Source organism: Clostridium sp. CM041 (assembly GCF_055081035.1).
In genome coordinates, this window is record NZ_CM143648.1 from 1702089 (window position 1) to 1724986 (window position 22898).

Annotated in this window: 22 protein-coding genes and 1 pseudogene; 14 read left to right on the plus strand and 9 right to left on the minus strand. The window is 30.3% G+C overall.

All coding sequences use genetic code 11. The features are described 5' to 3' along the window. The first annotated feature begins 1 nt into the window (after position 1). The 8 genes and pseudogenes from ACWJJT_RS07930 to ACWJJT_RS07965 all read left to right on the plus strand — a co-directional run bounded on the left by ACWJJT_RS07930 (position 2) and on the right by ACWJJT_RS07965 (position 8809). On the plus strand, positions 2-901 hold the full coding sequence (locus ACWJJT_RS07930; protein WP_462956644.1) for an ABC transporter ATP-binding protein: 900 nt from the start codon (positions 2-4) through the stop codon (positions 899-901). Next, complete coding sequence (locus ACWJJT_RS07935; protein WP_462956645.1) at positions 876-2816, plus strand: DUF6449 domain-containing protein; 1941 nt, start codon at positions 876-878, stop codon at positions 2814-2816. The genes ACWJJT_RS07930 and ACWJJT_RS07935 overlap by 26 nt, the downstream gene beginning before the upstream one ends. Positions 2817-3019: 203 nt before the next feature. Then, a complete protein-coding gene (locus ACWJJT_RS07940) occupies positions 3020-4519 on the plus strand; it encodes a spore germination protein (protein ID WP_462956646.1) in 1500 nt (499 codons plus the stop codon). Beyond that, the gene (locus ACWJJT_RS07945) at positions 4516-5670 is read left to right on the plus strand and encodes a Ger(x)C family spore germination protein (protein WP_462956647.1); all 1155 of its coding nucleotides are present in this window, start codon (positions 4516-4518) and stop codon (positions 5668-5670) included. Before ACWJJT_RS07940 ends, ACWJJT_RS07945 begins: the two co-directional genes overlap by 4 nt. A gap of 18 nt (positions 5671-5688) precedes the next feature. Further along, positions 5689-5904, plus strand: coding sequence for a hypothetical protein (locus ACWJJT_RS07950; protein ID WP_462956648.1), 216 nt, complete (start codon positions 5689-5691; stop codon positions 5902-5904). 48 nt (positions 5905-5952) lie between these two features. Then, on the plus strand, positions 5953-7053 hold the full coding sequence (locus ACWJJT_RS07955) for a GerAB/ArcD/ProY family transporter (RefSeq protein ID WP_462956649.1): 1101 nt from the start codon (positions 5953-5955) through the stop codon (positions 7051-7053). 144 nt (positions 7054-7197) lie between these two features. Next, positions 7198-7593 carry a large-conductance mechanosensitive channel protein MscL gene (gene mscL / locus ACWJJT_RS07960; protein WP_462956650.1) on the plus strand — a complete coding sequence of 132 codons (396 nt, stop codon included), beginning with the start codon at positions 7198-7200 and terminating at the stop codon, positions 7591-7593. Positions 7594-7795: 202 nt separating this feature from the next. Beyond that, positions 7796-8809, plus strand: a pseudogene (locus ACWJJT_RS07965) (DUF3810 domain-containing protein). Positions 8810-8912: 103 nt separating this feature from the next. Here the strand turns inward: ACWJJT_RS07965 and ACWJJT_RS07970 are convergent. Then, a complete protein-coding gene (locus tag ACWJJT_RS07970; RefSeq protein WP_462956651.1) occupies positions 8913-10166 on the minus strand; it encodes a C40 family peptidase in 1254 nt (417 codons plus the stop codon). 194 nt (positions 10167-10360) lie between these two features. Next, the gene (locus tag ACWJJT_RS07975; protein WP_462956652.1) at positions 10361-11569 is read right to left on the minus strand and encodes a serine/threonine-protein kinase; all 1209 of its coding nucleotides are present in this window, start codon (positions 11567-11569) and stop codon (positions 10361-10363) included. Positions 11570-12056: 487 nt separating this feature from the next. Here ACWJJT_RS07975 and ACWJJT_RS07980 point away from each other — a divergent pair, with 487 nt between their 5' ends. Beyond that, complete coding sequence (locus ACWJJT_RS07980) at positions 12057-12497, plus strand: cell wall hydrolase (RefSeq protein WP_165413026.1); 441 nt, start codon at positions 12057-12059, stop codon at positions 12495-12497. 65 nt (positions 12498-12562) lie between these two features. Beyond that, the gene (locus ACWJJT_RS07985) at positions 12563-13009 is read left to right on the plus strand and encodes a hypothetical protein (RefSeq protein ID WP_462956653.1); all 447 of its coding nucleotides are present in this window, start codon (positions 12563-12565) and stop codon (positions 13007-13009) included. A 74-nt stretch (positions 13010-13083) separates the two neighbouring features. Here the strand turns inward: ACWJJT_RS07985 and ACWJJT_RS07990 are convergent, their stop codons facing one another. Genes ACWJJT_RS07990 through ACWJJT_RS08000 form a run of 3 tightly spaced genes read right to left on the minus strand, consistent with a single transcriptional unit; the run spans position 13084 to position 15164 of the window. Further along, positions 13084-13770 carry a peptidylprolyl isomerase gene (locus ACWJJT_RS07990; RefSeq protein WP_462956757.1) on the minus strand — a complete coding sequence of 229 codons (687 nt, stop codon included), beginning with the start codon at positions 13768-13770 and terminating at the stop codon, positions 13084-13086. A gap of 48 nt (positions 13771-13818) precedes the next feature. Then, positions 13819-14649 (minus strand): type I phosphomannose isomerase catalytic subunit, encoded by an 831-nt coding sequence (locus ACWJJT_RS07995; RefSeq protein ID WP_462956654.1) that lies wholly within the window; start codon positions 14647-14649, stop codon positions 13819-13821. A 20-nt stretch (positions 14650-14669) separates the two neighbouring features. Next, positions 14670-15164 (minus strand): hypothetical protein, encoded by a 495-nt coding sequence (locus tag ACWJJT_RS08000; RefSeq protein WP_462953204.1) that lies wholly within the window; start codon positions 15162-15164, stop codon positions 14670-14672. A gap of 372 nt (positions 15165-15536) precedes the next feature. Between ACWJJT_RS08000 and ACWJJT_RS08005 the strand changes: the two genes are divergently transcribed. Then, entirely contained in the window at positions 15537-15680 is a 144-nt protein-coding gene (locus ACWJJT_RS08005) for a hypothetical protein (RefSeq protein ID WP_462956655.1), read from the plus strand. A gap of 82 nt (positions 15681-15762) precedes the next feature. On the opposite strand, the gene cysS is transcribed toward ACWJJT_RS08005, so the two are convergent. The 4 genes from cysS to ymfI all read right to left on the minus strand — a co-directional run bounded on the left by cysS (position 15763) and on the right by ymfI (position 19048). After that, positions 15763-17169, minus strand: a complete 1407-nt coding sequence (gene cysS, locus ACWJJT_RS08010) for a cysteine--tRNA ligase (RefSeq protein ID WP_462956656.1) — start codon at positions 17167-17169, stop codon at positions 15763-15765. 353 nt (positions 17170-17522) lie between these two features. Then, positions 17523-17654, minus strand: coding sequence for a hypothetical protein (locus tag ACWJJT_RS08015; RefSeq protein WP_411955877.1), 132 nt, complete (start codon positions 17652-17654; stop codon positions 17523-17525). A 197-nt stretch (positions 17655-17851) separates the two neighbouring features. Further along, the gene (locus ACWJJT_RS08020) at positions 17852-18181 is read right to left on the minus strand and encodes a hypothetical protein (RefSeq protein WP_462956657.1); all 330 of its coding nucleotides are present in this window, start codon (positions 18179-18181) and stop codon (positions 17852-17854) included. Positions 18182-18307: 126 nt separating this feature from the next. Continuing rightward, positions 18308-19048: an elongation factor P 5-aminopentanone reductase gene (gene ymfI, locus ACWJJT_RS08025; protein WP_462956658.1), complete on the minus strand. Its 741-nt coding sequence runs from the start codon at positions 19046-19048 to the stop codon at positions 18308-18310. 272 nt (positions 19049-19320) lie between these two features. On the opposite strand from ymfI, the gene ACWJJT_RS08030 reads away from it, so the two are divergent. The 3 genes from ACWJJT_RS08030 to ACWJJT_RS08040 all read left to right on the plus strand — a co-directional run bounded on the left by ACWJJT_RS08030 (position 19321) and on the right by ACWJJT_RS08040 (position 22877). Next, positions 19321-20073, plus strand: coding sequence for a YesL family protein (locus tag ACWJJT_RS08030; RefSeq protein WP_462956659.1), 753 nt, complete (start codon positions 19321-19323; stop codon positions 20071-20073). 257 nt (positions 20074-20330) lie between these two features. Then, a complete protein-coding gene (gene tkt, locus ACWJJT_RS08035; protein ID WP_462956758.1) occupies positions 20331-22325 on the plus strand; it encodes a transketolase in 1995 nt (664 codons plus the stop codon). Between the two features lie 381 nt (positions 22326-22706). Then, positions 22707-22877 (plus strand): DUF362 domain-containing protein, encoded by a 171-nt coding sequence (locus ACWJJT_RS08040; protein WP_165414303.1) that lies wholly within the window; start codon positions 22707-22709, stop codon positions 22875-22877. The last annotated feature ends 21 nt before the right edge of the window (positions 22878-22898 follow it).

Here is a 22898-nt window from a genome sequence, read left to right on the forward strand (position 1 = left end):
TATGATTTCAGTAAAAAATGTTTCTAAATCCTTTGCTGATTTAGAAGCATTACAAAATGTAAACTTGAATGTTAATAAAGGCTCTATTTACGGCCTTGTAGGTTCAAATGGCGCCGGAAAAACAACTCTTTTAAAGCTTTTAGCAGGTATCTATAAACAGGACAATGGAATAGTTCAAATATCTGGTGAAAATGTATTTGAGAATGTATTAATTAAATCAGAAATGGTATTTATACCAGATTCCCTTTATTTCTTTTCCCAATATACAATAGATACTATGGCTAACTATTATAAAAATATTTATCCTAAATGGAACAATGAAAGATATGAAAAACTAATAAAAATATTTAATATGGATGTAAATAAAAAAATAAATAGTTTATCTAAAGGCATGCAAAGGCAAGTTGCCTTCTGGCTTGCACTATCAACTATGCCTAAAGTTATGATTTTAGATGAACCACTTGACGGCTTAGATCCAGTTATGAGACAAAAGGTTAAAAACTTAATAATTCAAGATGTGGCGGACAAAAAAATGACTATTATCATCTCTTCCCACAATTTAAGGGAATTAGAAGATATATGTGACCACATAGGAATTCTTCATAAAGGAGCCCTCATATTAGAAAAAGACTTAGATGAATTAAAATCTGATGTGCATAAAATACAAATCGCTTTTAAGAATAATGTACCCGAGGAATTTTTTAGCGGTGTTAATATACTCCATAAGGAGGAAAGAGGAAGCGTGCTTCTTCTAATCGTTAGAGGAAATAAGTCCGATGTTATTAATTACTTTAATAAATTTAGTCCTGTAATTATGGATGTTATTTCTCTTACCTTAGAAGAAATATTTATATATGAAATGGGGGCCGTTAACTATGAAATCGAAAATATCATGCTTTAACAAAGGAGTACTCATAAATGATACAAAACGCTTTGCCTGGATAGGCATATGTTACACAATATTTTTATTATTTGAAGTACCTTTTAAAATATTAATGATGAACGCTAATAACACCGCTCATCCAGAGTATTCTTCATCAATGAAAGATATTTTTAATAATAACATACTATCGATGTTCACTGTAGTTATACCGGTTTTAACTGCTATACTATTATTTAGATACATACAAAACAAAAAATCTGTAGATATGATTCACGCTCTTCCTATAAAAAGGGTGAAGTTATATGATAACCATATATTTACAGGAATACTACTTCTTGTAGTACCAGTAATTATAACTGCACTTTCTGCATTATTTCTTAAAGAAGCTTTAAATTTGAACACTGCTAATATTTACTTTACGGTTAAAAATGTTATATCCTGGGCTAGTATAACACTTTTATTTAATATTGTTATTTTTCTTTCAAGTGTTTTAGTTGGTATGTTCACAGGACTTTCAACTGCACAGGGAATACTTACGTATATATTTTTATTTTTACCCCTTGGATTAACTGCCTTAATTAGTTATAATCTTGACTTCTTTATTTATGGTATTGCCAGTAACTATCATATAAATAATAGCATAGAATTTTCTCCAATTACAAGATTTTTAACAAATACACCAATGACTTCAATGGAAATATTTATATATATAATTTTATGTATTATTCTTTACCTTGTAGCTAGATTTGCATACCATAAAAGAAATTTAGAAGCTGCATCTAATGTTGTTGCTTTTAAACATCTACAGCCTGTATTTAAATATGGCATAACCTTCTGCTTTATGCTCGTAGGTGGAACGTATTTCAAAAGCGGAGTCTACGATATCCGCTTCATAATACTCGGTTATGTTATAGGCTCTCTAATTGGATATATTATTGCAGAAATTATAATAACTAAATCTCTAAGAATATTTAGAAATATAAAGGGGTATTTCATATATGCAGGCTTTATCGCCATACTAGCAATTGTTATTAATTCTGATATTATTGGATATGAAAAACGAATTCCTACTATAGAAAATATCAACAGCATTGTTATAGATAATGGCTTTTATTATTCAAATGATATAAGGAACAGTTCAATACCTGCTTATCATGAAATACAAAATCTTAATAACATTGTGAAATTGCATAGCAAGCTTATAAATGATAAAAAAACTTTAAAGTACTCTTCAAATTCAAATAAACAACTTGATTTTCTGTATAATTTGAAAAATGGAAAACAAATAAAAAGACAATATAATATTCCACAAGATGAGTATGGAAAATATTTCAAACCTATATATGAATCAAAGGAATATAAAAAATTTCATAATAGTATTTTAAATACTGATCATAAATCCATCGATAAAATTTCAATTAACTCACAATATGCAAATAAAATGGTAACAATAACAAACCCAACAAAAATTAAAGAGGCAACAGATATTTTGAAAAAAGAAGCTTTAAATGAAACTTATGAAAACATCATAGATTCAAGGGATGCATGGGCGAATATTGATATATTACTATCAAATGATAAAAGAATAAATTTATCTTGGAAAAAATCCTATAAAGAATTTGAAAATTGGTTAAAACAAAATGGATACTATTCTAAGGCTAGAATTTTGCCTGAAGATATAGACTATGCTATTATAGAAAAAACAAACCCTAGCAACCCCCATGGAGGAATTAATCTTTCTGATGAAACTGCCAATGTAAAAAGACTTAAAATCACTGATAAAACTAAGCTTGAAACCTGCCTAACAGACTACTCACAAAATAAAATAGGACAGTATGCTTTAGGTCTACATATGAAAAACGGTGAGGATATTACTTATTTAAATATTGAAACCGCATATGTACCTGATTTCGTTCGCGAATATTTCAAATAAAACAAGAAAATATGAGGACGGTTAATAACTAATTGCATGCAATTAGTTATTAACCGTCCTTTTTTTATATTTTTACCAAAGAAGTTCAGATATGGAGAGAGTATTTTAGGATGTTGAGCAAAATGTATGTGATTAAATCATTTACAAATTGGCTAAAATATCTATATGTAGTTAATTATTATAATACAAAGGATGTTTAATTTATGAATGCAAATGACTTTTCAAATATAAACCTAGTAAAATCATTAGATGAAAATATTAATATGATAAAAAACATTTTTATTAATGACACAACAGTCGTATATAGAGATCTATCAATTGGCAAACCTACTAGCACTAAGTGTACGCTTGTTTATATTGATGGAATGGCAAATCTGAAAACAATTAATGAAGATATTATAAAGCCACTTTTGTTAGGTGATTTATCTGATATTAATGATAGTAACATTATGGATATTTTAATGCAAAAAATACTTTTAACTGCAGACAACAAAAAAGCATCTATTGTTGATAATATCATTAATGAAATTATATACGGAAAAACTATGCTTTTCATAGATGGTTTGGCTGAAGTAGTTTCTATTGGTACTATAGGATGGGAAAAAAGGGCAATTTCAGAACCTCAATCAGAAACTATAGTTAGGGGTCCTCGCGAAGGCTTTACCGAATCAATGAATTTAAATCTTACACTTATTAGGCGGAAACTTATTAATTCTAACTTAAAATTCGAATTCATGAGAATTGGTGAACAAACTAAAACTCAAATATGTGTATGTTATATTAAAGGTATAGCAATGGAACCTATACATAAAGAGCTAATGACGCGGCTTAATAATATTGATATTGATGGTATTTTAGATTCTGGTTACATAGAGGAATTAATTAAAGATGCCCCTTATTCTCCCTTTAGGACTATTTTTACTACAGAAAGACCTGATGTGGTAGCAGGTAAACTTCTAGAAGGAAGGTTTGCAGTTCTCTGCGATGGAACTCCCGTTGTTCTAACTCTTCCAACTATCTTTGTTGAGGTTTTTCAGAACAATGAAGACTATTATAACAATTTTTTATATTCCTCCTTTGTCAGATTTCTTCGATGGTTATGTTTTTTTATTAGTACTAGTACTTCAGCTATATATGTAGCACTTGTTACCTTCCATCAAGAACTTATTCCAACTCCACTTCTTCTAAGTATATATTCTGCGAGACAAGGATTACCTTTTCCTTCAATTGTAGAAGCCATGGGCATGATGATTGTATTTGAGATACTTAAAGAAGCAGGTCTTAGAATGCCTAAACATATTGGTGGAGCAATTAGTATAGTAGGTGCCTTAGTGCTTGGTGATGCTGCTGTTAACGCAAGACTAGTCAGTGCCCCTATAGTAATAGTTACTGCACTAACTGGAATTTCAAGCATTATGCTACCTCAAGTGTTAGGAATAGTAGAGATACGAATAATTTTTTTATTATTATCTTCCTTCCTAGGTTTATATGGTTATATTTTTGGCGTAATGGGTTTAGTTCTTCATATGATGTCTATTCGTTCCTTTGGTATACCTTATATGACTAACATCCCTTCTTTTTCTATTCAAGATATAAAAGATACGGTAATTAGAGCTCCCTGGTGGTCTATGTATTTAAGACCGAAGCTGTTTACAAAAAATAAAAAGCGTCAAAAAAAATACAGAAAGTGGGGCCTCAAGTGAAAAAAAAAATTGTAATCATAATTTTTATTATAGCTATGTGTCCTATTATATTATGCGGTTGCTGGAACTATAGCGAAATAGACACATTAGCGATAGTAGCTGGTGTTGCTATAGATAAGGATATATCAACAAATAAATATATTGTTACAACAGAAGTTATAACTACGCAACGTCAAGGTGGTTCCTCAACCATTGGTTCTGAGCTTTATAGCTCCGAAGGTGACAGTATATTTAATGCGGTGAGAAATATGATAGAAAAAACTGGTTTAAAACTTTTTTGGAGTGATGAAAAGGTGCTAATAATAAGTGAGCCAGTCGCAAATGAAGGGGTAATTCCGGTAATTGATTGGGCCCATAGAGACTCCAGCCTTAGATCAGATATGTGGATTCTAATAGCAAAGGGTGATAGTGCTGCCGAAATTTTAAAAACTAAGGTTGACCTTAATAGCGTAACTTCATTTCATCTTAATGATGCCATGACTTCATGGAAAACACTCTCTAAGTTTCCTAATTCAATGTTATGGTCATTTGTCGGTGCAATGTCTTCAGAAGGTAAGTCTGAAGCAATAGCTACAGTTAAAAGTGAGCCTAATGCTGGAAATATAGTACCTATTTTAAATGGCTCTGCTGTTTTTAAGTCAGATAAACTTGTAGGATATATAGATGGAGACGAAACCCTATACATGCTTATGATTCAGAATAAAATAAAGCAAGGGTTAATTACTTTGAAAGATGTTTCAGGTTCTGGCACCAGCATAACCTTAGAAATACATGAAAATAAAACTAAATTAACCCCTATTTATAACAATGGAGTATCATCGCTTATAATTGATATATACCCAGTTGTAACTATATCTGAGGTTGGAGGAACTAAAGATTTTATTAAAGAGGGAAATTTAAAAATACTTAAGAGTGAAGCAGAAAAAATAATAGAAAATAATATACAATCTATAATTAGTAAATTACAGAAAAATTACCATAGCGACGTTTTAGGCTTTAGAGAGATTTTCAAAAAAGAAAAACCAAAAGTAAGTGAGACTTACAAAAATAATGGAGAAGATATTTTAATAAGTCTAAAGACTGAAGTTAACGTGCACCTGAAAATAAAGGGTAGTGGTACAACAACAAATCCTATTCCAATAGGGAAATAATCAAAGGAGAATTTATAAATGTTCTTACTTGTAATATTTTTTTATATCATAGTAATATTATTTGAAACTGTCGTATTATTAAAAGAAAAAAATATTGGTAAAATGGTACTTTATTTTTCTCTAATTATATTTTCAATGATAATTAGCATTTTTCTAACCTTAGGGGTACAGTTACCAAGTCCATCGAATCAAATAAAAAATATTGTGGTTTCAATATTGGGTAAAACAAATTAGTTTTTTATTTACTGTTTATCATTACAGTAAATAGTGTGGGAGGCATAAATGAAAAATGAAGTTATTTCTGAAAGACAAGCTACAATACTTATAATACTTTTTATAATTGGAACTTCTTTTTTAAGAGGATCTGGAGGCGCTGCAAAACAAGATGCCTGGATAGCAATAATTATTGCTATTTTGTGGTCTATTATATTGTTGCTTATGTTTTCTAGAATTTTATCATTATATCCTGGGAAAGATTTATTTGATATACTTCAAATCGCTATGGGAAAGTCTATAGGAAAAATAATAAGTATACTAATGATATGGTTTGCCTTTCATGATGGATCCTTAGTTCTTAGAAGTTTATCAGAATTTACTGATATCTCAGTGTTACCTGATACACCAGTGGTAGTACCTATGATTTTTTTTACTCTACTTCTTATATGGTGTTTAAAAGAAGGTATTGAAGTCTTAGGAAGATGGTCTGAGTTCTTCATTTGGATTGTAATTCTAATATTTTTTACTGTCTCTATATTTTCAATTTCACAAATGAATATAAGCGAATTAAAACCGATACTAAGTAGCGGCGCCGCTCCACTTCTAAGAGGTGCTTTCTCAAGTTTTACTTATCCATTTGGTGAAACCGTAATTTTTACAATGGTATTTTCTAATATATCTAAAGTTAATAATTATAAAAAAACATTTATGGTAGGGTTACTAGTGGGTGGAGGGCTTATATTTTTAGTAACATTAAGAAATATTTTAGTATTAGGTAATGAAACCTTATCCAGATTATACTTCCCTTCTCCCATGGTAATAAGCCTTATTCACCTAGGTAATTTACTTGAAAGACTTGAAATGACAGTAGCTATTGAATTCTTAGTATGTGTCTTTGTTAAAGTAATTATATGTCTCTTTGCAGTTTGCAATGGAATTTCCAAGGTTTTTGGGTTTGATGATTACAAATTTATCGCAACACCTGTAGCTCTTTTGATGCTTAGCTTCTCTTTTTTTGTTTACGAGAGTACCATGGAAATGTTATCCTGGACTTTGAATATATGGCCATATTATTCTCTTGTATTTGAAGTTATAATACCTTTAATTATTTTTATTATAGTGGAGATTAGGAGCCGCAGCGCAAAAACAACAAGTGTAACTAAATAATTATTTAGTATTTCATCACCTAAGTCATATGTAAATGACTATAACAATCATATTTTTAAAACTATTTTTTTAATATAAATAATATATGATATAATATAAATACTTTTAAAATTAGTATATTCTTTGAAAGGAAGTGGTTCACGTATGTTGAAAGAATTTAAGAAATTTGCTCTTAAAGGAAGTGTATTAGATTTAGCAATAGCTGTTGTTATAGGTGCGGCATTTTCTAAAATAGTTACCTCTTTAGTGAATGAAATTATAATGCCCTTCCTTGGCATATTAATGGGTGGAATTAATTTTAGTAGCTTACAATATGATATACCATCATCCATAGCCGGCGGAGTAGCATTGTCAATTAAATATGGTTTGTTTATTCAATCCATCATAGACTTTTTAATAATTGCTTTTTCACTTTTTATATTTATAAAAGCTATACAATCTGTTAAAAAGAAAGAAATCGAAGAAATTATCGCTCCCAAAATTTCAAATGAAGAAGTGCTATTAAGTGAAATTAGAGACTTATTACAACAAAAAAAGTAATATAAAAAAGCTCCAAGTAAACATTTCACTTGGAGCTTTTGTATAATAAATTATATTTACATTCAATTTATATAAACAACTAAAACATGAGAGATATAAATATATAAAGGAGGTGCTTAGTTTGAAGCTTTTTCCCTGTAAGAAGAAATCATTTTTAATCTTGCTTTTACCCTCAGGTATTCTCCTAACTCAAATATCTAGAATGTTTCCGACTCTTATAGAAAAATACTATTCATCATATTTTTATAAAATAATTGCTAATATTTTAAGTTCAATTACCCGTTTCTTACCATTCTCTCTTGCAGAACTTGCAATTATTTCCTTTGTAACTTTCGCGTTATTGTATATTTTAAAAACAATTTTTGACTTATACAAATATAAAAATAAAAGATTATGTATTTTAAAATACTTTGCTTTAAATATACTTGCCACATCTGGATTAATATATTTTTTATTCCAGTTTTTATGGGGATTTAATTATCAAAGACTTACACTCAATAAAATATTTCAGTAAAATGTCCGCTCGTCATCTTCAAATGAACTTGCTTCGCTTTGCATGCATCTTATAAATAGTTCAAGTTCTCTAAGAAAAAAAACAAACGAAAACCAATATGGTGTAATGGAACTTTCTTATAATAAAAAGTATATCCTAAAAACTGCTCAATTAGGATATGATAAAGTTTCACTTCAATATGCTGCATTAAAAGGTAACTATGGAATACCTAAAGGTATATTGCTTTCAAGTCCAATGTGTTATACGGGAATTACAGGTTTTTATTTTCCTTTTACTAACGAAGCAAATATTAATATGGCAGAACCTGATTCATTCCTTCCATTTACCACTGTTCACGAAATGGCCCATCAAAGAGGCTTTGCCAAAGAAGATGAAGCAAACTATATTGCATATATAGCTTGTATAAATCATCCGTATATAGATTTTCAATACTCTGGAACACTTGCAGCATTATCTTATTCATTAAATGCATTACAAAAAAGTGATTCACAAAAATATAATGAATTGATTTCAACTTGTAGCACAGGTGTAATTACTGACTTGAAGTACAACCAATCTTTTTGGGAAATGTACTCTGGTCCTATAGAAAAAATAGGAGATAAAATTAACGACACTTATCTTAAATCTCAAAATCAACAATCTGGAACTAAAAGCTATGGTGCAATGGTCGACTTACTTCTTGCTGATTACAGAGAAAAATGATTTTAAAACACCGTGGTTAAAATTAACCACGGTGTTTTAAAAATCATCAATCAAACCTATTTATATTATTTATGTGAATCATTTTGTGTTATTTTACATGTTACTATCTAACTCTTCTTGCAGACATATAATCACTTCTCGTTAATTGTGATATTTTAACTACATCCCCTGTGCTTGGTGCATGTATGTATGAATTATTTCCTACATAAATACCAACATGGTGAGGACTTCCCGTTCCAAAAAACACCAAATCTCCTGGTTGTAAATTCTCTCTAGACACATATGATCCGTGAGTTATCTGAGCATAAGTATCTCTACCTGTAGTAACTCCAAAATGTGCATATACATATTGAGTAAAACCTGAACAATCAAATGAATTTGGACCCGTTGCTCCCCACACATATGGCGTTCCCAGGAAAGTTTTAGCATATTCTATTACTTCATTTGAACCTATTGGTAAAGTTGGTTTTGGTAAGGTTGGTTTTGGTAAGATTGGTTTTGGTAAAGTTGGTTTTGGTTTGCTTACCTCTTCAACTATTTCTTTTTCATCATTTGTTTCATTTTTCACTGCGGTACTTACTTGCCCTCTTGACGGGGTATTTTCTTGAGTTTTTTTAGTAGCTATTGCCATATCATATTTACGTTTTTGATCTGCTTCATCTTTTATTTGATTCATAGTACTGTCTACTGAAGCCTGTATTTTTATCATTTCATTTTTATTCAATTCTTCCTGTTTATTTGCTTCTGCTACTAGTAGTCCTTGTTCTTTTTTCTTTGCACTAAGCTCGTCCAATTTAATTTCATTATTAGCTTTTAACGCTAGAACTTTTTCTTTGTTATCATTAAGAGTTTTTTTTCTATCCTCAATAATTTTCTTTTTCTGATTTAATTCTTTAATAATTTTGTTATCATATTCTACAATTTTTTTAACATTTTCTACTCTTGAGATAAGGTCTTCGACTCCTTCAGAATCAAGTAGTATCTCTAAATAACTATCTGCTCCGTTCATATACATTACTCTCATTCTTTCATTAAATAAAGATTCCTCGCCCTTAATATTATTCTCGGCAACTATTATATCTTTTGTAGTCTTCTCTATTTTTTTCTCAGTACTATATATCTCATTTTTTGCTTTATCAATTGCCGCGTTCATGTTCCCAATATCTAAATCTAACATTTCAATAGATATCTCTAATTGGTCAGAATTCTTTTGTGACAAACTATATGAACCCTGTTGTTCTAGCAGCTGCCTCTTTTGATTATCTAACTGCTGCGTTAATGACACTGCGAACATCGGCTTACTTACTGACATAACTAATCCAATAGCTATAAGTAAAGGTAATATTCTTCTTCTCATTGTTACTCCCCCCATATCTTATGTTGTAAAATCATCATTAATTCTCATATTATTATTTCCTAACCACATTATAGCACTATATTAGACAATTGGAGCGATTAATATGAATTAACCCTTATTAACAGTCCAAATTAAATTAAATTATTATTACCTGTCCATCTCTATACATCTTCATCCATTTCTAACCATCTCATTTATTTAACCCTTTTTACTATGTTTGTTTGTTTGTTTTTTCGTTTTTCTTTATCCTTTGCTTTAGATAATTGCGGTGTTTTTTCTTTTATTGAGCTATCTTGTGTAATAGAACTAGTTGCTACTTTTATAGGGCTTATAATAGGTGTCTTAACAGACTTTTTTATAGACTCCTTAATAGCATCTTTCTCTGTACTTGATGAACCTACTACGGGACTCACTATTTCGGTCCTATCTACAGTGTTCATAACTGTATTTTCTTTTTTATTCCCATGCAAAATATAAATGCTTGCTAACGTTACAACTAGACAACAGAAAAACCCATTTTTAATTATTGTTAACTTACCTTTATTTGTGATTTTTGTTTTAGCTTTTTTAGTCCCCACATTTGTGCTAATATTATAGTCGCTTAAACCCGCTGTTTTTTCATATTTATCTTTTTTTAATACTTCTAAAATTTCTTTTTTTAAATCTTTAACCGAATTATATCTATCCTTAATATCAATCTTAACGCACTTCTGTATTATTATTTTTAATTTATCATTAATATCGGTCCCGTAATTTTCGTCCAAAAGAGGCTCTACACCCGTGAAAGGGGTCTTCCCTTTCACCATAAAGTATACTAACATTCCGATGCCATATATATCTGTTTGCGTACAACATTTCCCTAAGCCGTATTGCTCTGGAGCCGCATATCCATTAGAACATGCACACACTGTGTCTTGCGACTTGTCACCCTTATAAATTTTCGAAATACCAAAATCAATCAAAACAACTTTTTCACTGATTGTTATAATTATGTTCGATGGTTTTATATCTCTGTATATAATAGCTGGATTTTGATTATGTAAGTATCCTATAATATCACATAAATCAGATGTAATCCGGCAAGTTTTTTCTGTCTGTATTCTACCACTTACCTTAACATATTCCTTTAGTGTTTGACCCTCTACGTAGTCTTGAACCATATATAGATTGTTATTTTCATAAAATATATCAACTATTCTCCGAATACCTGGATGGCTTAGATTTTTTAAAATGTTAGCCTCTGTTAAAATATCTATATTTTTTGTATTTTTTATTACTTCTTTTATAGCCCAAAAATTACCAAGAATTATATTTTCGCATAAATAAACAGTGCCCATTCCACCCTTGCCTAAAATTTTAATTACTACATATTTTTTGTCTAATATATCTCCACTATTTAGCATAATCCACCTCTTGTATAAATGTTTCATAACTTATTCATCTTAATAACATATGTATAAATATAAAATTTTAAGTTAAATTTTCTTTTTATAGTCATACCTTATCCAATAACAATATATATATAAATATAGGTATATTGGGTATCTAATATCCTTTACGCGAAAGTATATACAAATATAAAATGCATTTGCTATTATTGTTTTACCACAAATAATAATAGCTTAACAAAAGAGAACACAAATACAAGGTAATTATATCAAACTTCCCATTGATTTACCATATATTCATGTTAAATGTTACTAAGAATATGACAATAGGATTTTTATTAGAGTTTCTTTAATGTTATATAGCTATCTCTCATAATTTATTAAATACCCAATAAATCTTACAATTTCCTTGTAAACAAATAATTTCTTTGCTTTTTTAAGTACCATTATTAACTCCCTGAATATAATAACACTGTAGAGCGAATTAAGGAGATGACTATTTATGGCTTTCAGTGCTAGGGAGTTATTGGCTAGAATACTACAATGTGAGGCTGGTGGAGAAGGCGAAAATGGGATGAAAGCTGTTGCCTCTGTAGTTATGAACAGAGTGCACGTAGCAGATGGTGAATATCTTAGGATAGGTCAAGGTGATTTAAGAAGGATTATATTTCAGGAAGGACAATTTGATTGTGCAAGATCTGAAATTCGTGGCGTGATTAACCCACAAACCATTTGGGCAAGTCGACCAGAGCAGATACATTATGATATTGCTGATTGGGCTTTAGCTGGCAATAGATTATATACAACAGGTGAGTCCTTATGGTATTTTAATCCCTATGCACCATGTCCAGATGAATTCCCTTTCAATGGTAGTGGTATCTATCAAGTCAGTGTAGGTCTACATTGCTTTTACAATCCCACAGCGAAGTATTTTACTACTTAATTAAAAAGCATTACTAACAATACCTTTAGATAATGATTTAATATAATTTTTAAGGAGGATATTTTATGTTTATAGCACCACCTAACAATTTTAATCAAATTCCAATGTGGGACAGTGTTCCTGTGTTTTCTGAACCCCCAATGGCACCTATCCCAAAATTTGGTACAGATGATAATACAAGAGAAAGACCTGCGATGCCAACCCCTGATAATAACCAGCACCGTGAAATGCCACCTGTCTCACCCATAGTAGATAATCCACTTTATAATCAAGGTTGGTTATCTACCCAAATAGGTAAATATATAAAAGTAGAATTTTTAATTGGAACTGGTATGTGGGTTGATCGCGAAGGCATATTAAAAGAAGTTGGTATTAGTTTTATTGTCATTCAAGAAAGTGGTTCAAATGATCTGGTAATGTGTGATATATTCTCTATTAGATTTGTAAGAATTTACAAAAACCAATCTAAATGTACAGATAATTATGAAAAACAGACAAAGTCTTCGTATTAATGTAATTTAAAATCACGAAACATATAAAAGATGCCCCTAGTGAACTTAACTCACTAGGGGCATTTCTTATAATTTTATTTTACCTTCTCAACTTCACCATACTTTACTCCAAACGTGTCCACAGTAACTTTTTTCATCTTTTGATCTTTTTTAGGTTTATCATTACTCCCAGTCTCAACAGCTACTATTTTATCCACTGTTTCCAAACCTTCTGTAACCTTACCAAAAGCAGCATAATCACCATCTAAGTTGCTGCTTTCCTTAATCATTATAAAAAACTGTGAACCAGCTGAGTCTTTATCAGCACTTCTAGCCATAGATATTACTCCTCTTTCATGTTTTAAAGAGTTGTCAAAACTATTATTACTGAACTCGCCGCTTATTGTATATCCGGGGCCGCCCGTGCCCGTTCCTTCTGGGTCTCCTCCTTGTATCATAAAACCTGGTATTACCCTATGAAAAATTAATCCATTATAATAACCGCTTTGAACTAAAGAAACAAAATTTCTAACTGTATTCGGTGCAATTTCCGGATATAATTCTACCTTAATAGTCAATCCATCTTCCATTACTATAGTAACCATTGGATTTTTGTCATTAGCTCCTTTTTCTGTTTGTTTTTTAACTACTGGGGAAGGTTCTACCCCTTTTGTTGCTTTAGGTTTACTATCGACATTATCTTTTTCCTTATTAGCGCATCCAGCTGCCAAAAACACAAAAATCACTGTACCCAATATCATTGTTTTTTTTAAAAACTTCATCCTTTTCATTTTTAAACGCTCCTTCATATCTCGCCTAGCATTAATCCTCTACACACTAGATTTAATTAATTCCATATTACCTTCAAGTGTATACTCTATTCCTTTTGATATATAAACTGTTTCTTCTTCTTTTAATTCCATTTGCTCATTACTGACTTTTATTACGCCCTCGCCACATATTACAGTGTAGCTATGGAAACTATCATTAACTATGTCTACATAATTGTTATTAACAATAATTTTTTCCACTTTAAAATAAGGTGTCTCTAATTTATTAAAATTATCAATTTTTCCACCTTTATTCTCACCATCATAATCTATAACATCTAAGGATTTTTCAATATGCACTTCTCTGCCTCGTCCCCAGTCATGAAGTCTATAAGTAATGTTGCTATTTTGTTGCACCTCAATAAGCTTTACACCAGATTCTATTGCATGTACCGTACCCGCTGGTATATAGATGAAATCTCCCCTGCTTATATTGATTCGTTCTAAATAATCTTCTAGTTTACCTTCTTTTATAATTTGCCTTAGCTTTTCTTTATTTAAACCTTTCTTTATTCCTGATACTAAAGTCGCTCCCTCTTTAGCTTCCAATATATACCAGCACTCTGTTTTTCCATTAGCATTTTCAACCCTTTTAGCATATTCATCATTTGGATGTACTTGTACTGATAAGGTATCTTCTGCTTTTATAATTTTATTTAGTATAGGAAAATCACTACCACATCCTAAAACTTCAGACAATTCTCGTCCCTCATAAATTCCTTCTTGCACCGTAGAATTTCCTTCTTCATGACATGAAAGTACCCATTTCTCCCATCCCCATATTTTTTCACTTAAGTATGGCTTTAATTTTAAAATTAATTCTTTAGACAATACAACTCCTCCAATACACGTTAATTATTTTTTCCCATATTTGTTATTATACCTTTTGCCTCTTTCACAGTACTACTTGGCCCACAAATATCAAATTTACCATTATATTTGTTATCTACTTCAGCTACTCTTATAAGTATTTCATTGAAGTTCTTTGATGTATTAAGCGTTCCAGTCACTTCATATTGCCCTGTTTTACTATTTTTAGCTTCTATAAAAGTGCTATATCCCGTAGTCTTAAAAACATTGTTCTTCGCCCATATTCTCTTTAGAATAACCTTCTCTTTAATACCATCTACTTCTACACTTCCAGTAAATTCATAATTCAAAGATAATTTCTTTTTTAATTCTCCAACAAGCTTAATTTCAGTTGATTTGTTAAATTCACTATTCTCATCATACATATATCCACCATAGTTTCTTTCAATGCTCACCGGTCTAAAATATATAACTGATATTAAAATCATACCAATAACTGCAATTAATATTGAAGCTTTCAAAGCTGATCTATCCATATTTATCACCTCAGATTTTAATTGTTTTATTTAAAATATATTACTTTCTGCCTTAAGCTATACATAATATTATAAACTAAATTTTCTTATCACTTCCTTTTTTAAAATTTTATCACATTATTAATTTAATTTCTATTATTTTGTAAAAACATTGGAAATTTAGTTATAATTTAGATGCATTATACTCTGAATATTGGAGAAACTAATATTTCATTAAATCATCTCCTGCGGAGCTGCAATATCAACGACTTCAGAAGGAGATTTATACTCCCACTGAAGTTTTTTATTTGTTAGGGCATGTAACTCCCACTTGTAGAAGTGGGAGACTTTCCTTCTGAAATGTCGTTAAACTTTAGAAAGGTGGCAATATCCATGGCAAGAAAAGATTCAAAAAACTACAATTACACTACCCAAGAGCAAATTATGATTAAGAAAAATGATGATACTAGATTACCAAAACGACTTGGCAGCGATGAAAAAATCCAGGCGGCTTCAAAAAGAAGTAAAATAGAATAATTCCTACTCGGTCCATCCTATTTAGTTTAGATAAAACAAGACATCTATGATTATTGCCCATAGATGCCTTATTAATTCATACTTATTTAACTTTCCAAGTCGTTCCTTCCTTAGTATCAAAAAGTTCGATATTCATAGCTATAAATTCATTTCTTATCTCATCTGCTCTTGCCCAGTTTTTACTCTCTCTTGCGTCAGTTCTTTCAATTATAAGCTTATTTATAAGCTCTTCATCTACATTTGTATCTTCCTTTTCAATTGTCATAAGATCTAATGAGAATATTTTATCAAAATCTTCTATAAGTATAGCTTTTTCCTTATTATTAAGTTCACCATCTTTTAAAACATCAAAAAGTACAGTGAAAGCATTTGCTATATTTAAATCATCACTGATATATGCTGAGAATCTTTCTTTGTATGCGTTAGTTTTCTCACCACTCGTTATATCATCTCGATTTATAGAGTTTAAAACAGTAGCAATTCTCTCTTTAAGTTTTTTGTAGCCGTTCCTAGCGTCATTTAAACTGTCGAAACTAAACACTAACTGTTTTCTATATTTAGATTGAAGACAGAAATATCTATAATCAAGAGGACTATATCCTTCTTCTTCAAGTCTTGCTACAGTTAAAAAATCCCCAGTAGATTTTGACATTTTACCACTATCTAGTACTAAAAACTCTCCATGCATCCAGTATTTTACCCATTTATGTCCTAATACTCCTTCAGATTGAGCTACTTCATTAGTGTGATGTATCGCAATATGATCCACTCCACCACAGTGAATATCTAAACATTCACCAATATATTTAACAGACATTGCCGAGCATTCTAAATGCCAACCTGGAAATCCCTTGCCCCATGGTGACTCCCACTGCATAATTTGATTAGAAAACTTAGAGTTTGTAAACCATAGTACAAAATCAAGTGGGTTTTTCTTATTAGGATCTATTTCTATTCTACTTCCTGCTTTCAATTCATCTATACTAAGGTTTGCAAGCTTAGTATAGTCTTCAAATTTGTCAATTTCAAAATACACATTTCCATTAGAAACATAAGTGTATCCTTTTTCTTCAAGTTTTTTTATAAAATCTATCATATCCTGTATATGATCTGTAGCTCTACATACAATAGTAGGTCTTTTTATATTAAGTTTTTTACAATCTTCAAAAAAAGCATCTTCATAAAACTTAGCAATTTCCCATACTGTTTTATGCTCACGGCTTGCACCTAATGCCATTTTATCTTCACCTTCATCCCCATCCGATTGAAGGTGACCTACGTCAGTTACATTCATTACATGCTTAACTTTATAATTAAAATACTCTAAGGATTTTTTAAGTACATCTTCAAAAATATATGTCCTTAAATTGCCTATATGTGCATAGTTGTACACTGTAGGTCCACAAGTATACATTCCCACTTTACCTTCTTTATAAGGTACAAACTCATCTTTATTTCTAGTCATAGTATTATAAACATTAAAACTCAATATATTCACTCCTTCTTAAATAGTACAAAAGTATCCAAATCTTTCCGGAAACTCTTACTAATAATCGAATCTTTTAATTTAAAATATAAAAAGCTACAGGCATGCTGCAGCTTTAAACTTCAAAGTATAAACAAGCACAGATTTTCAAATACAAAAGTAACTCTAATTATTTAGAATCTTAAAACAATAACATATATAAATTCTAACATAATAATAAGATAATGCAATAAATTATGTTAATAATCTTTTATTTGCTTCAAATTTATAAAATTTGCATTATTTATTATAATGCAATTTCCTATAAAATAAAAGTAGCAGAGCATATAGACAAAAGTTTATATGCTCTGCTCTTTTTATTTTCTATCAGCAGACTGTTTTTTTGTTGTAGCATTTTGATTTTTTGCAGATTCTCTAGTTATAGGAGTATCATAATTACTTTTAACTAATCTAGAAAACTTATTATCAGGTTGGCTATCTTTAGGCATAAAAACATCTCCTTTATTTATATTGCTATTTATATGTTTTGCTATTTTCCAAAAAATATTCTACTTAATTATAATTGTAGATCTCAATTTCATAAATTTATTACTTATAGAATCTAGAAAACAAAAACCAATCTAAAATATAGATTGGTTTTTAAAAGATCATTTATATATTTGATTTAACTTCATTAGAATGTTCCTTATAGTATCTCTTCATAATCAACATCAACAATAACACTATCATTATAATTAATATCAATGGAATCTGAAGTATCTTTATCACTACTAAACATATCAGCTTTTGCAGCAAAATTTTTCTTTGTACTTAATTTGTAGATGAAATTTTTAGTACCCTTTATTAGTTTAAAACTATACCATACTAAAGCTCCAAAAACTACAATTGCAAATAAGGCTTTAATAACAAAGATAGCTATATAAGGTAATGTTATTAATAAAACAATAAATGTACCAATTGATAAAACTGATTTAAATAACCTTGAAATTATATTTCTGCCCTTTGTATATTCCATGATAATCCTAGCCTTCTTTCATTTCATAAGATTTATTTATTAAATGTTAATCTAATTATAACATATAATTAGATTCTAATATTAGAGATTGCTTAAGAAGTTATTAATAAATTATTAATAATATTATTATTGCATTCCTCCATCTATTGTTACCACCTGTCCAGTAATATATTTTGAATTTTCACTAGCTAAAAAGGTTACAAGCATTCCAACATCTCGCACTTCTCCAAATTTCATCATAGGTATTTCATTAGTTAAAGATTTGCGTTCGCCATCAGTTAGCCAACCATTCATTTCTGTATCTATAACCCCTGGAGCTATTGCATTAACCCTAATATTAGATGGTGCAAGTTCCTTAGCTAGTGCCTTTGTAAAAGAGTTAATCGCCCCCTTAGATGCTGAGTAAATCACTTCACAAGATGCACCTACATTACCCCACATTGAAGATATATTTATTATGCTTCCGCTTTTTTGCTTTATCATCTCTTTAACAGCACTATGGGAACAATTAATTGTTCCTTTAAGATTTACGTTTAAAATATTGTCCCATTCTTCTGGCGTAGCATCCATAAACAGCCCGACCTTTGAGATTCCTGCATTATTTATCAAAATATCTATTTTACCTAATTTTTCAACAGTAGTTTTTATCATATCCTTTGAAAATTCATAATTACTTACATCACCTTTAATTTTCAAGGCATAAGCTCCTAGCTCTCTAATTTCTTGCAAGGTTTTTTCAGCTGCTTCATCATTACTTTTATAATTTATAACCACGCAAGCTCCAGCCTTAGCTAGTTCTATAGCAATACCTTTCCCAATCCCTCTAGATGCTCCTGTAACTATAGCTACTTTACCTTTTAAATTCATAAATATCGCCCCTAACTTAAAATGTTTTCTTTTTTATTTATTATACCGCTAATTTACTAAATATAAAAACATCCCTTCATTTAATATCTTGTAAATAATTATCTATTCAATTATTCTTCTGTTCAGAATTCCAAAATTCAATCAGCTTTTTTATGACTTCTACCTATTTAAATTTCACACAATTTATGTTACATTTTAGTTAGTTATATAAAAATTCAAATTATTATATCTATTTACACAGTAGCATTTGATAAATGCATTTGGAGGGAAAAATGGCTAATTTAAAAAGAGAATTTGGTGAAGGACCTATATATACGATAACTAATTATATATTTTGGTTTTTCTTGGGCAATCTGTACTTTCTACTTCTCAATATCCCACTACTTTTCATATTAATTGCACTCTTTTCTAATGGTTCAAATACAATTCCACAGGGGTTTATTTCTATTATCCTTATATGTTGTATCCCAATAGGACCTGCCGCAACAGCTCTTCTTAGTGTTATGGGAAAACTTATCCGGGAAAAAAATATAAATATTACGAAAGACTTTTTTAAGGCTTATAAAGTTAACTTTTTTCAATCATTATTCTTTTGGTCTCTAGAAATAATTATACTATCTATACTATTTATTGACATCAAATTGGTTATTTCAAGTAGTTACCCAAAATTTTTAACTGTTTTCATCTTTATAGTTGTAGCTTTTATTTTTCCAATGAGTCTTTATGTATTCCCAATAATCTCAAGATTTTATTTAAGTACAAAAGATATTCTTAAAACTGCTGCCTACTATACCATTCGTAAATTTCATATTACAATTTTGAATTTAACAAGTTTTTTGGTTGTAATACTTATATTTTTTAAAGTTTCTACCTTTATATTAGTATTTATATCAAGTATTATCTGTTATTTAATAATGTTCTATCAGCAAAAAATACTATCGGAAATTGAGTGTAATATTAAAAAAAATACTGAGAAAATTCAGGAAGAAGGCAAAAATGGATTTGGAGATAAAGATAAGGATTAAGTCATCTTCAAAAGGAGATTTATACTCCCACTGAAGTTTTTTATTTGTTAGGGCAAGTAACTCCTACTTATAGTAGGTACTCCCACTTGTAGAAGTGGGAGACTTTCCTTCTGAAATGTCGTTAAACTAACTTCTTTTTAAAAACAATATATCCTTGCAATACAGAGAGTAATCTTTTATATTAAATATAGGACATACATCTATTATAAATAATTTAAAATATCATAATAATTAAGATATATAACAAGGAGGAATTTATATTGAGTAAAATTGAACAACTAACCGTAGATACTATAAGAATTTTATCAGCTGAGGCAATAGAAAAAGCAAAATCTGGACATCCAGGGCTTCCGCTCGGAGCGGCACCCATGGCATATACATTATGGTCGAAGCATATGAAGCATAATCCTTGCAATTCAAAATGGCAGGATAGAGATAGATTTGTATTGTCAGCTGGGCATGGATCAATGCTAGAATATTCTCTACTTCATCTTTTTGGATATGGTCTAACTATTGAAGATTTAAAGAATTTTAGACAATTGGGAAGTTTAACACCCGGTCATCCTGAGTATGGTCATACAAATGGTGTTGAAGTTACCACAGGACCACTCGGACAAGGTATTGCTAATGCGGTAGGTATGGCAATAGCCGAAAGCCATCTTGCAGCAAAATTTAATACTAAAGAATATACTATTGTGGATCATTATACCTATGCTATATGTGGTGACGGATGTAATATGGAAGGAATCTCTGGAGAAGCAGCATCCCTGGCAGGCACCTTAGGCCTTGGAAAACTTATTTTAATGTATGACTCAAATAGTATAACTATAGAAGGAAATACAGATATCGCTTTTAGAGAAGATGTAAGTAAACGATTTGATGCCTATGGATGGCAGGTTTTATATGTAGAAGATGGCAATGATATGGACGCAATAAGTAGTGCCATTGAAACTGCAAAACTTGAGTTAAATAAACCTACATTTATTAAAATTAAAACTATTATTGGATTCGGTTGTGCTAAAAAACAAGGTACTGCCTCAGCACATGGGGAACCACTAGGAGAATCTAATATAACTGAAATGAAAAAATGCCTAGGCTGGAACCTCGATCCATTTACAGTTCCCGATGAAGTAACTAATCATATGGAAAATGTAAAGTCAGATCTTATGAAAAAAGAAGAAACTTGGAACACACTTTATGCGCAGTATAGTGAAAAAAATCCTGAACTTGCTAAGGAATATGAAGCATGGCAAAGCGGAGAACTTTCTGTTGATTTACTTAAGATCCAAGATATGTGGAAGTTTGAAGGCACAGCAGCAACAAGAAACTCTTCTGGCGCAATAATAAATATATTAGCAAAACATGTACCAAACCTTATAGGTGGTTCAGCAGATCTTGCTCCTTCTAATAAAACCTATATGGAGGGCAAAGGTGATTTTTCTATGGAAGATAGAACTGGCACTAACCTTCATTTTGGAGTAAGAGAGCATGCAATGGCTGCTATTGCAAATGGAATATATGTTCATGGAGGTCTTAAACCCTTTGTTTCAACTTTCTTTGTATTTAGTGATTATATGAAGGGTGCAATGAGATTATCTTCCCTTATGAGTCTTCCAGTAATTTATGTTTTAACTCATGATAGTATAGCAGTTGGTGAAGATGGTCCAACTCATGAACCAATTGAACAGCTTGCAGCTTTGCGATCTCTACCAAACTTCAATGTCTTTAGACCAGCTGATTCAAGAGAAACAGCTGTTGGCTTTTATGCTGCAATGACTTCAAAAACAACTCCTACTGCATTAATACTAACAAGGCAGAATCTACCTTTGTATGAAGAAACCTCAATTGAAGCTTTAAAGGGTGCCTATGTCTTAAAAACCTATGAAGAAAAAGGTAAAACCCCTGATATAATTTTAATGGCTTCTGGTTCTGAAGTAGAATTTATTTATGAAGGAGCTAAGATATTAAATGACCGTGGTATCAAAGCTAGAGTAGTAAGTATGCCATCCTTAGATTTGTTTGAATCACAATCAAAAGAGTACAGGGAATCTATATTACCATCAGACATAAGATCCCGCTTGGCAGTTGAAGCCGCTTCTTCCTTTGGTTGGCATAAATATGTTGGAATAGACGGAGATGTAATCTCTATTGATAGATTTGGAGCTTCAGGTAAAGCCGACGATTTATTCAAAATATTCGGCTTTACAACAGAAAATGTTGTTAATAGAGCAATTAAATTGCTCCGTAAGTAATTTAATTAAGTTATAATTTTATTCTGAATAATTTTTTAAATCTTACACATAATATTATTAATAGTTATTAACTCACAGCTAGATAGATGAGCTCATCATTAATATAGATACAGCTAAAAGTTACTAACTACCATATATATTAAATGAACTGTTTTAAATTTAGTTTTTAGCTGTAACTATTATTTAATGCAGTTTATTTAATATTGTATTTTGAAAGCATTTATAAATTATTAATATAAATATTTATTTAATTTAACATATAAAAATAATCATAATAATTATGACATATGTTCCACCATCTTCTATTTCTAAAAAACTCTTTATTTATTAGCCCAATTATGATATTATGTAGTAAATTAGTTAAAAAGGAGGTTGATTATTATGTCATATAAAATTACTGATGCATGTGTAAGCTGTGGAGCTTGCGAACCTGAATGCCCAGTTAACGCTATAAGCCAAGGAGATTCACTATTTGTTATCGATGCTGATACTTGTATCGATTGTGGAGCTTGTGCAGGTGTTTGTCCTACAGGCGCTCCAGTTGAAGCTTAATTAGAACATAGATCTTATGAT

Coding starts and splice junctions, on each gene's coding strand:
- ACWJJT_RS07930 (WP_462956644.1), top strand. CDS start 2: ATGATTTCAGTAAAAAATGTTTCTAAATCCTTTGCTGATTTAGAAGCA.
- ACWJJT_RS07935 (WP_462956645.1), top strand. CDS start 876: ATGAAATCGAAAATATCATGCTTTAACAAAGGAGTACTCATAAATGAT.
- ACWJJT_RS07940 (WP_462956646.1), top strand. CDS start 3,020: ATGAATGCAAATGACTTTTCAAATATAAACCTAGTAAAATCATTAGAT.
- ACWJJT_RS07950 (WP_462956648.1), top strand. CDS start 5,689: ATGTTCTTACTTGTAATATTTTTTTATATCATAGTAATATTATTTGAA.
- ACWJJT_RS07955 (WP_462956649.1), top strand. CDS start 5,953: ATGAAAAATGAAGTTATTTCTGAAAGACAAGCTACAATACTTATAATA.
- mscL (WP_462956650.1), top strand. CDS start 7,198: ATGTTGAAAGAATTTAAGAAATTTGCTCTTAAAGGAAGTGTATTAGAT.
- ACWJJT_RS07970 (WP_462956651.1), bottom strand. CDS start 10,166: ATGAGAAGAAGAATATTACCTTTACTTATAGCTATTGGATTAGTTATG.
- ACWJJT_RS07975 (WP_462956652.1), bottom strand. CDS start 11,569: ATGCTAAATAGTGGAGATATATTAGACAAAAAATATGTAGTAATTAAA.
- ACWJJT_RS07980 (WP_165413026.1), top strand. CDS start 12,057: ATGGCTTTCAGTGCTAGGGAGTTATTGGCTAGAATACTACAATGTGAG.
- ACWJJT_RS07985 (WP_462956653.1), top strand. CDS start 12,563: ATGTTTATAGCACCACCTAACAATTTTAATCAAATTCCAATGTGGGAC.
- ACWJJT_RS07990 (WP_462956757.1), bottom strand. CDS start 13,770: ATGAAGTTTTTAAAAAAAACAATGATATTGGGTACAGTGATTTTTGTG.
- ACWJJT_RS08000 (WP_462953204.1), bottom strand. CDS start 15,164: ATGGATAGATCAGCTTTGAAAGCTTCAATATTAATTGCAGTTATTGGT.
- ACWJJT_RS08005 (WP_462956655.1), top strand. CDS start 15,537: ATGGCAAGAAAAGATTCAAAAAACTACAATTACACTACCCAAGAGCAA.
- ACWJJT_RS08015 (WP_411955877.1), bottom strand. CDS start 17,654: ATGCCTAAAGATAGCCAACCTGATAATAAGTTTTCTAGATTAGTTAAA.
- ACWJJT_RS08020 (WP_462956657.1), bottom strand. CDS start 18,181: ATGGAATATACAAAGGGCAGAAATATAATTTCAAGGTTATTTAAATCA.
- ymfI (WP_462956658.1), bottom strand. CDS start 19,048: ATGAATTTAAAAGGTAAAGTAGCTATAGTTACAGGAGCATCTAGAGGG.
- ACWJJT_RS08030 (WP_462956659.1), top strand. CDS start 19,321: ATGGCTAATTTAAAAAGAGAATTTGGTGAAGGACCTATATATACGATA.
- ACWJJT_RS08040 (WP_165414303.1), top strand. CDS start 22,707: ATGTCATATAAAATTACTGATGCATGTGTAAGCTGTGGAGCTTGCGAA.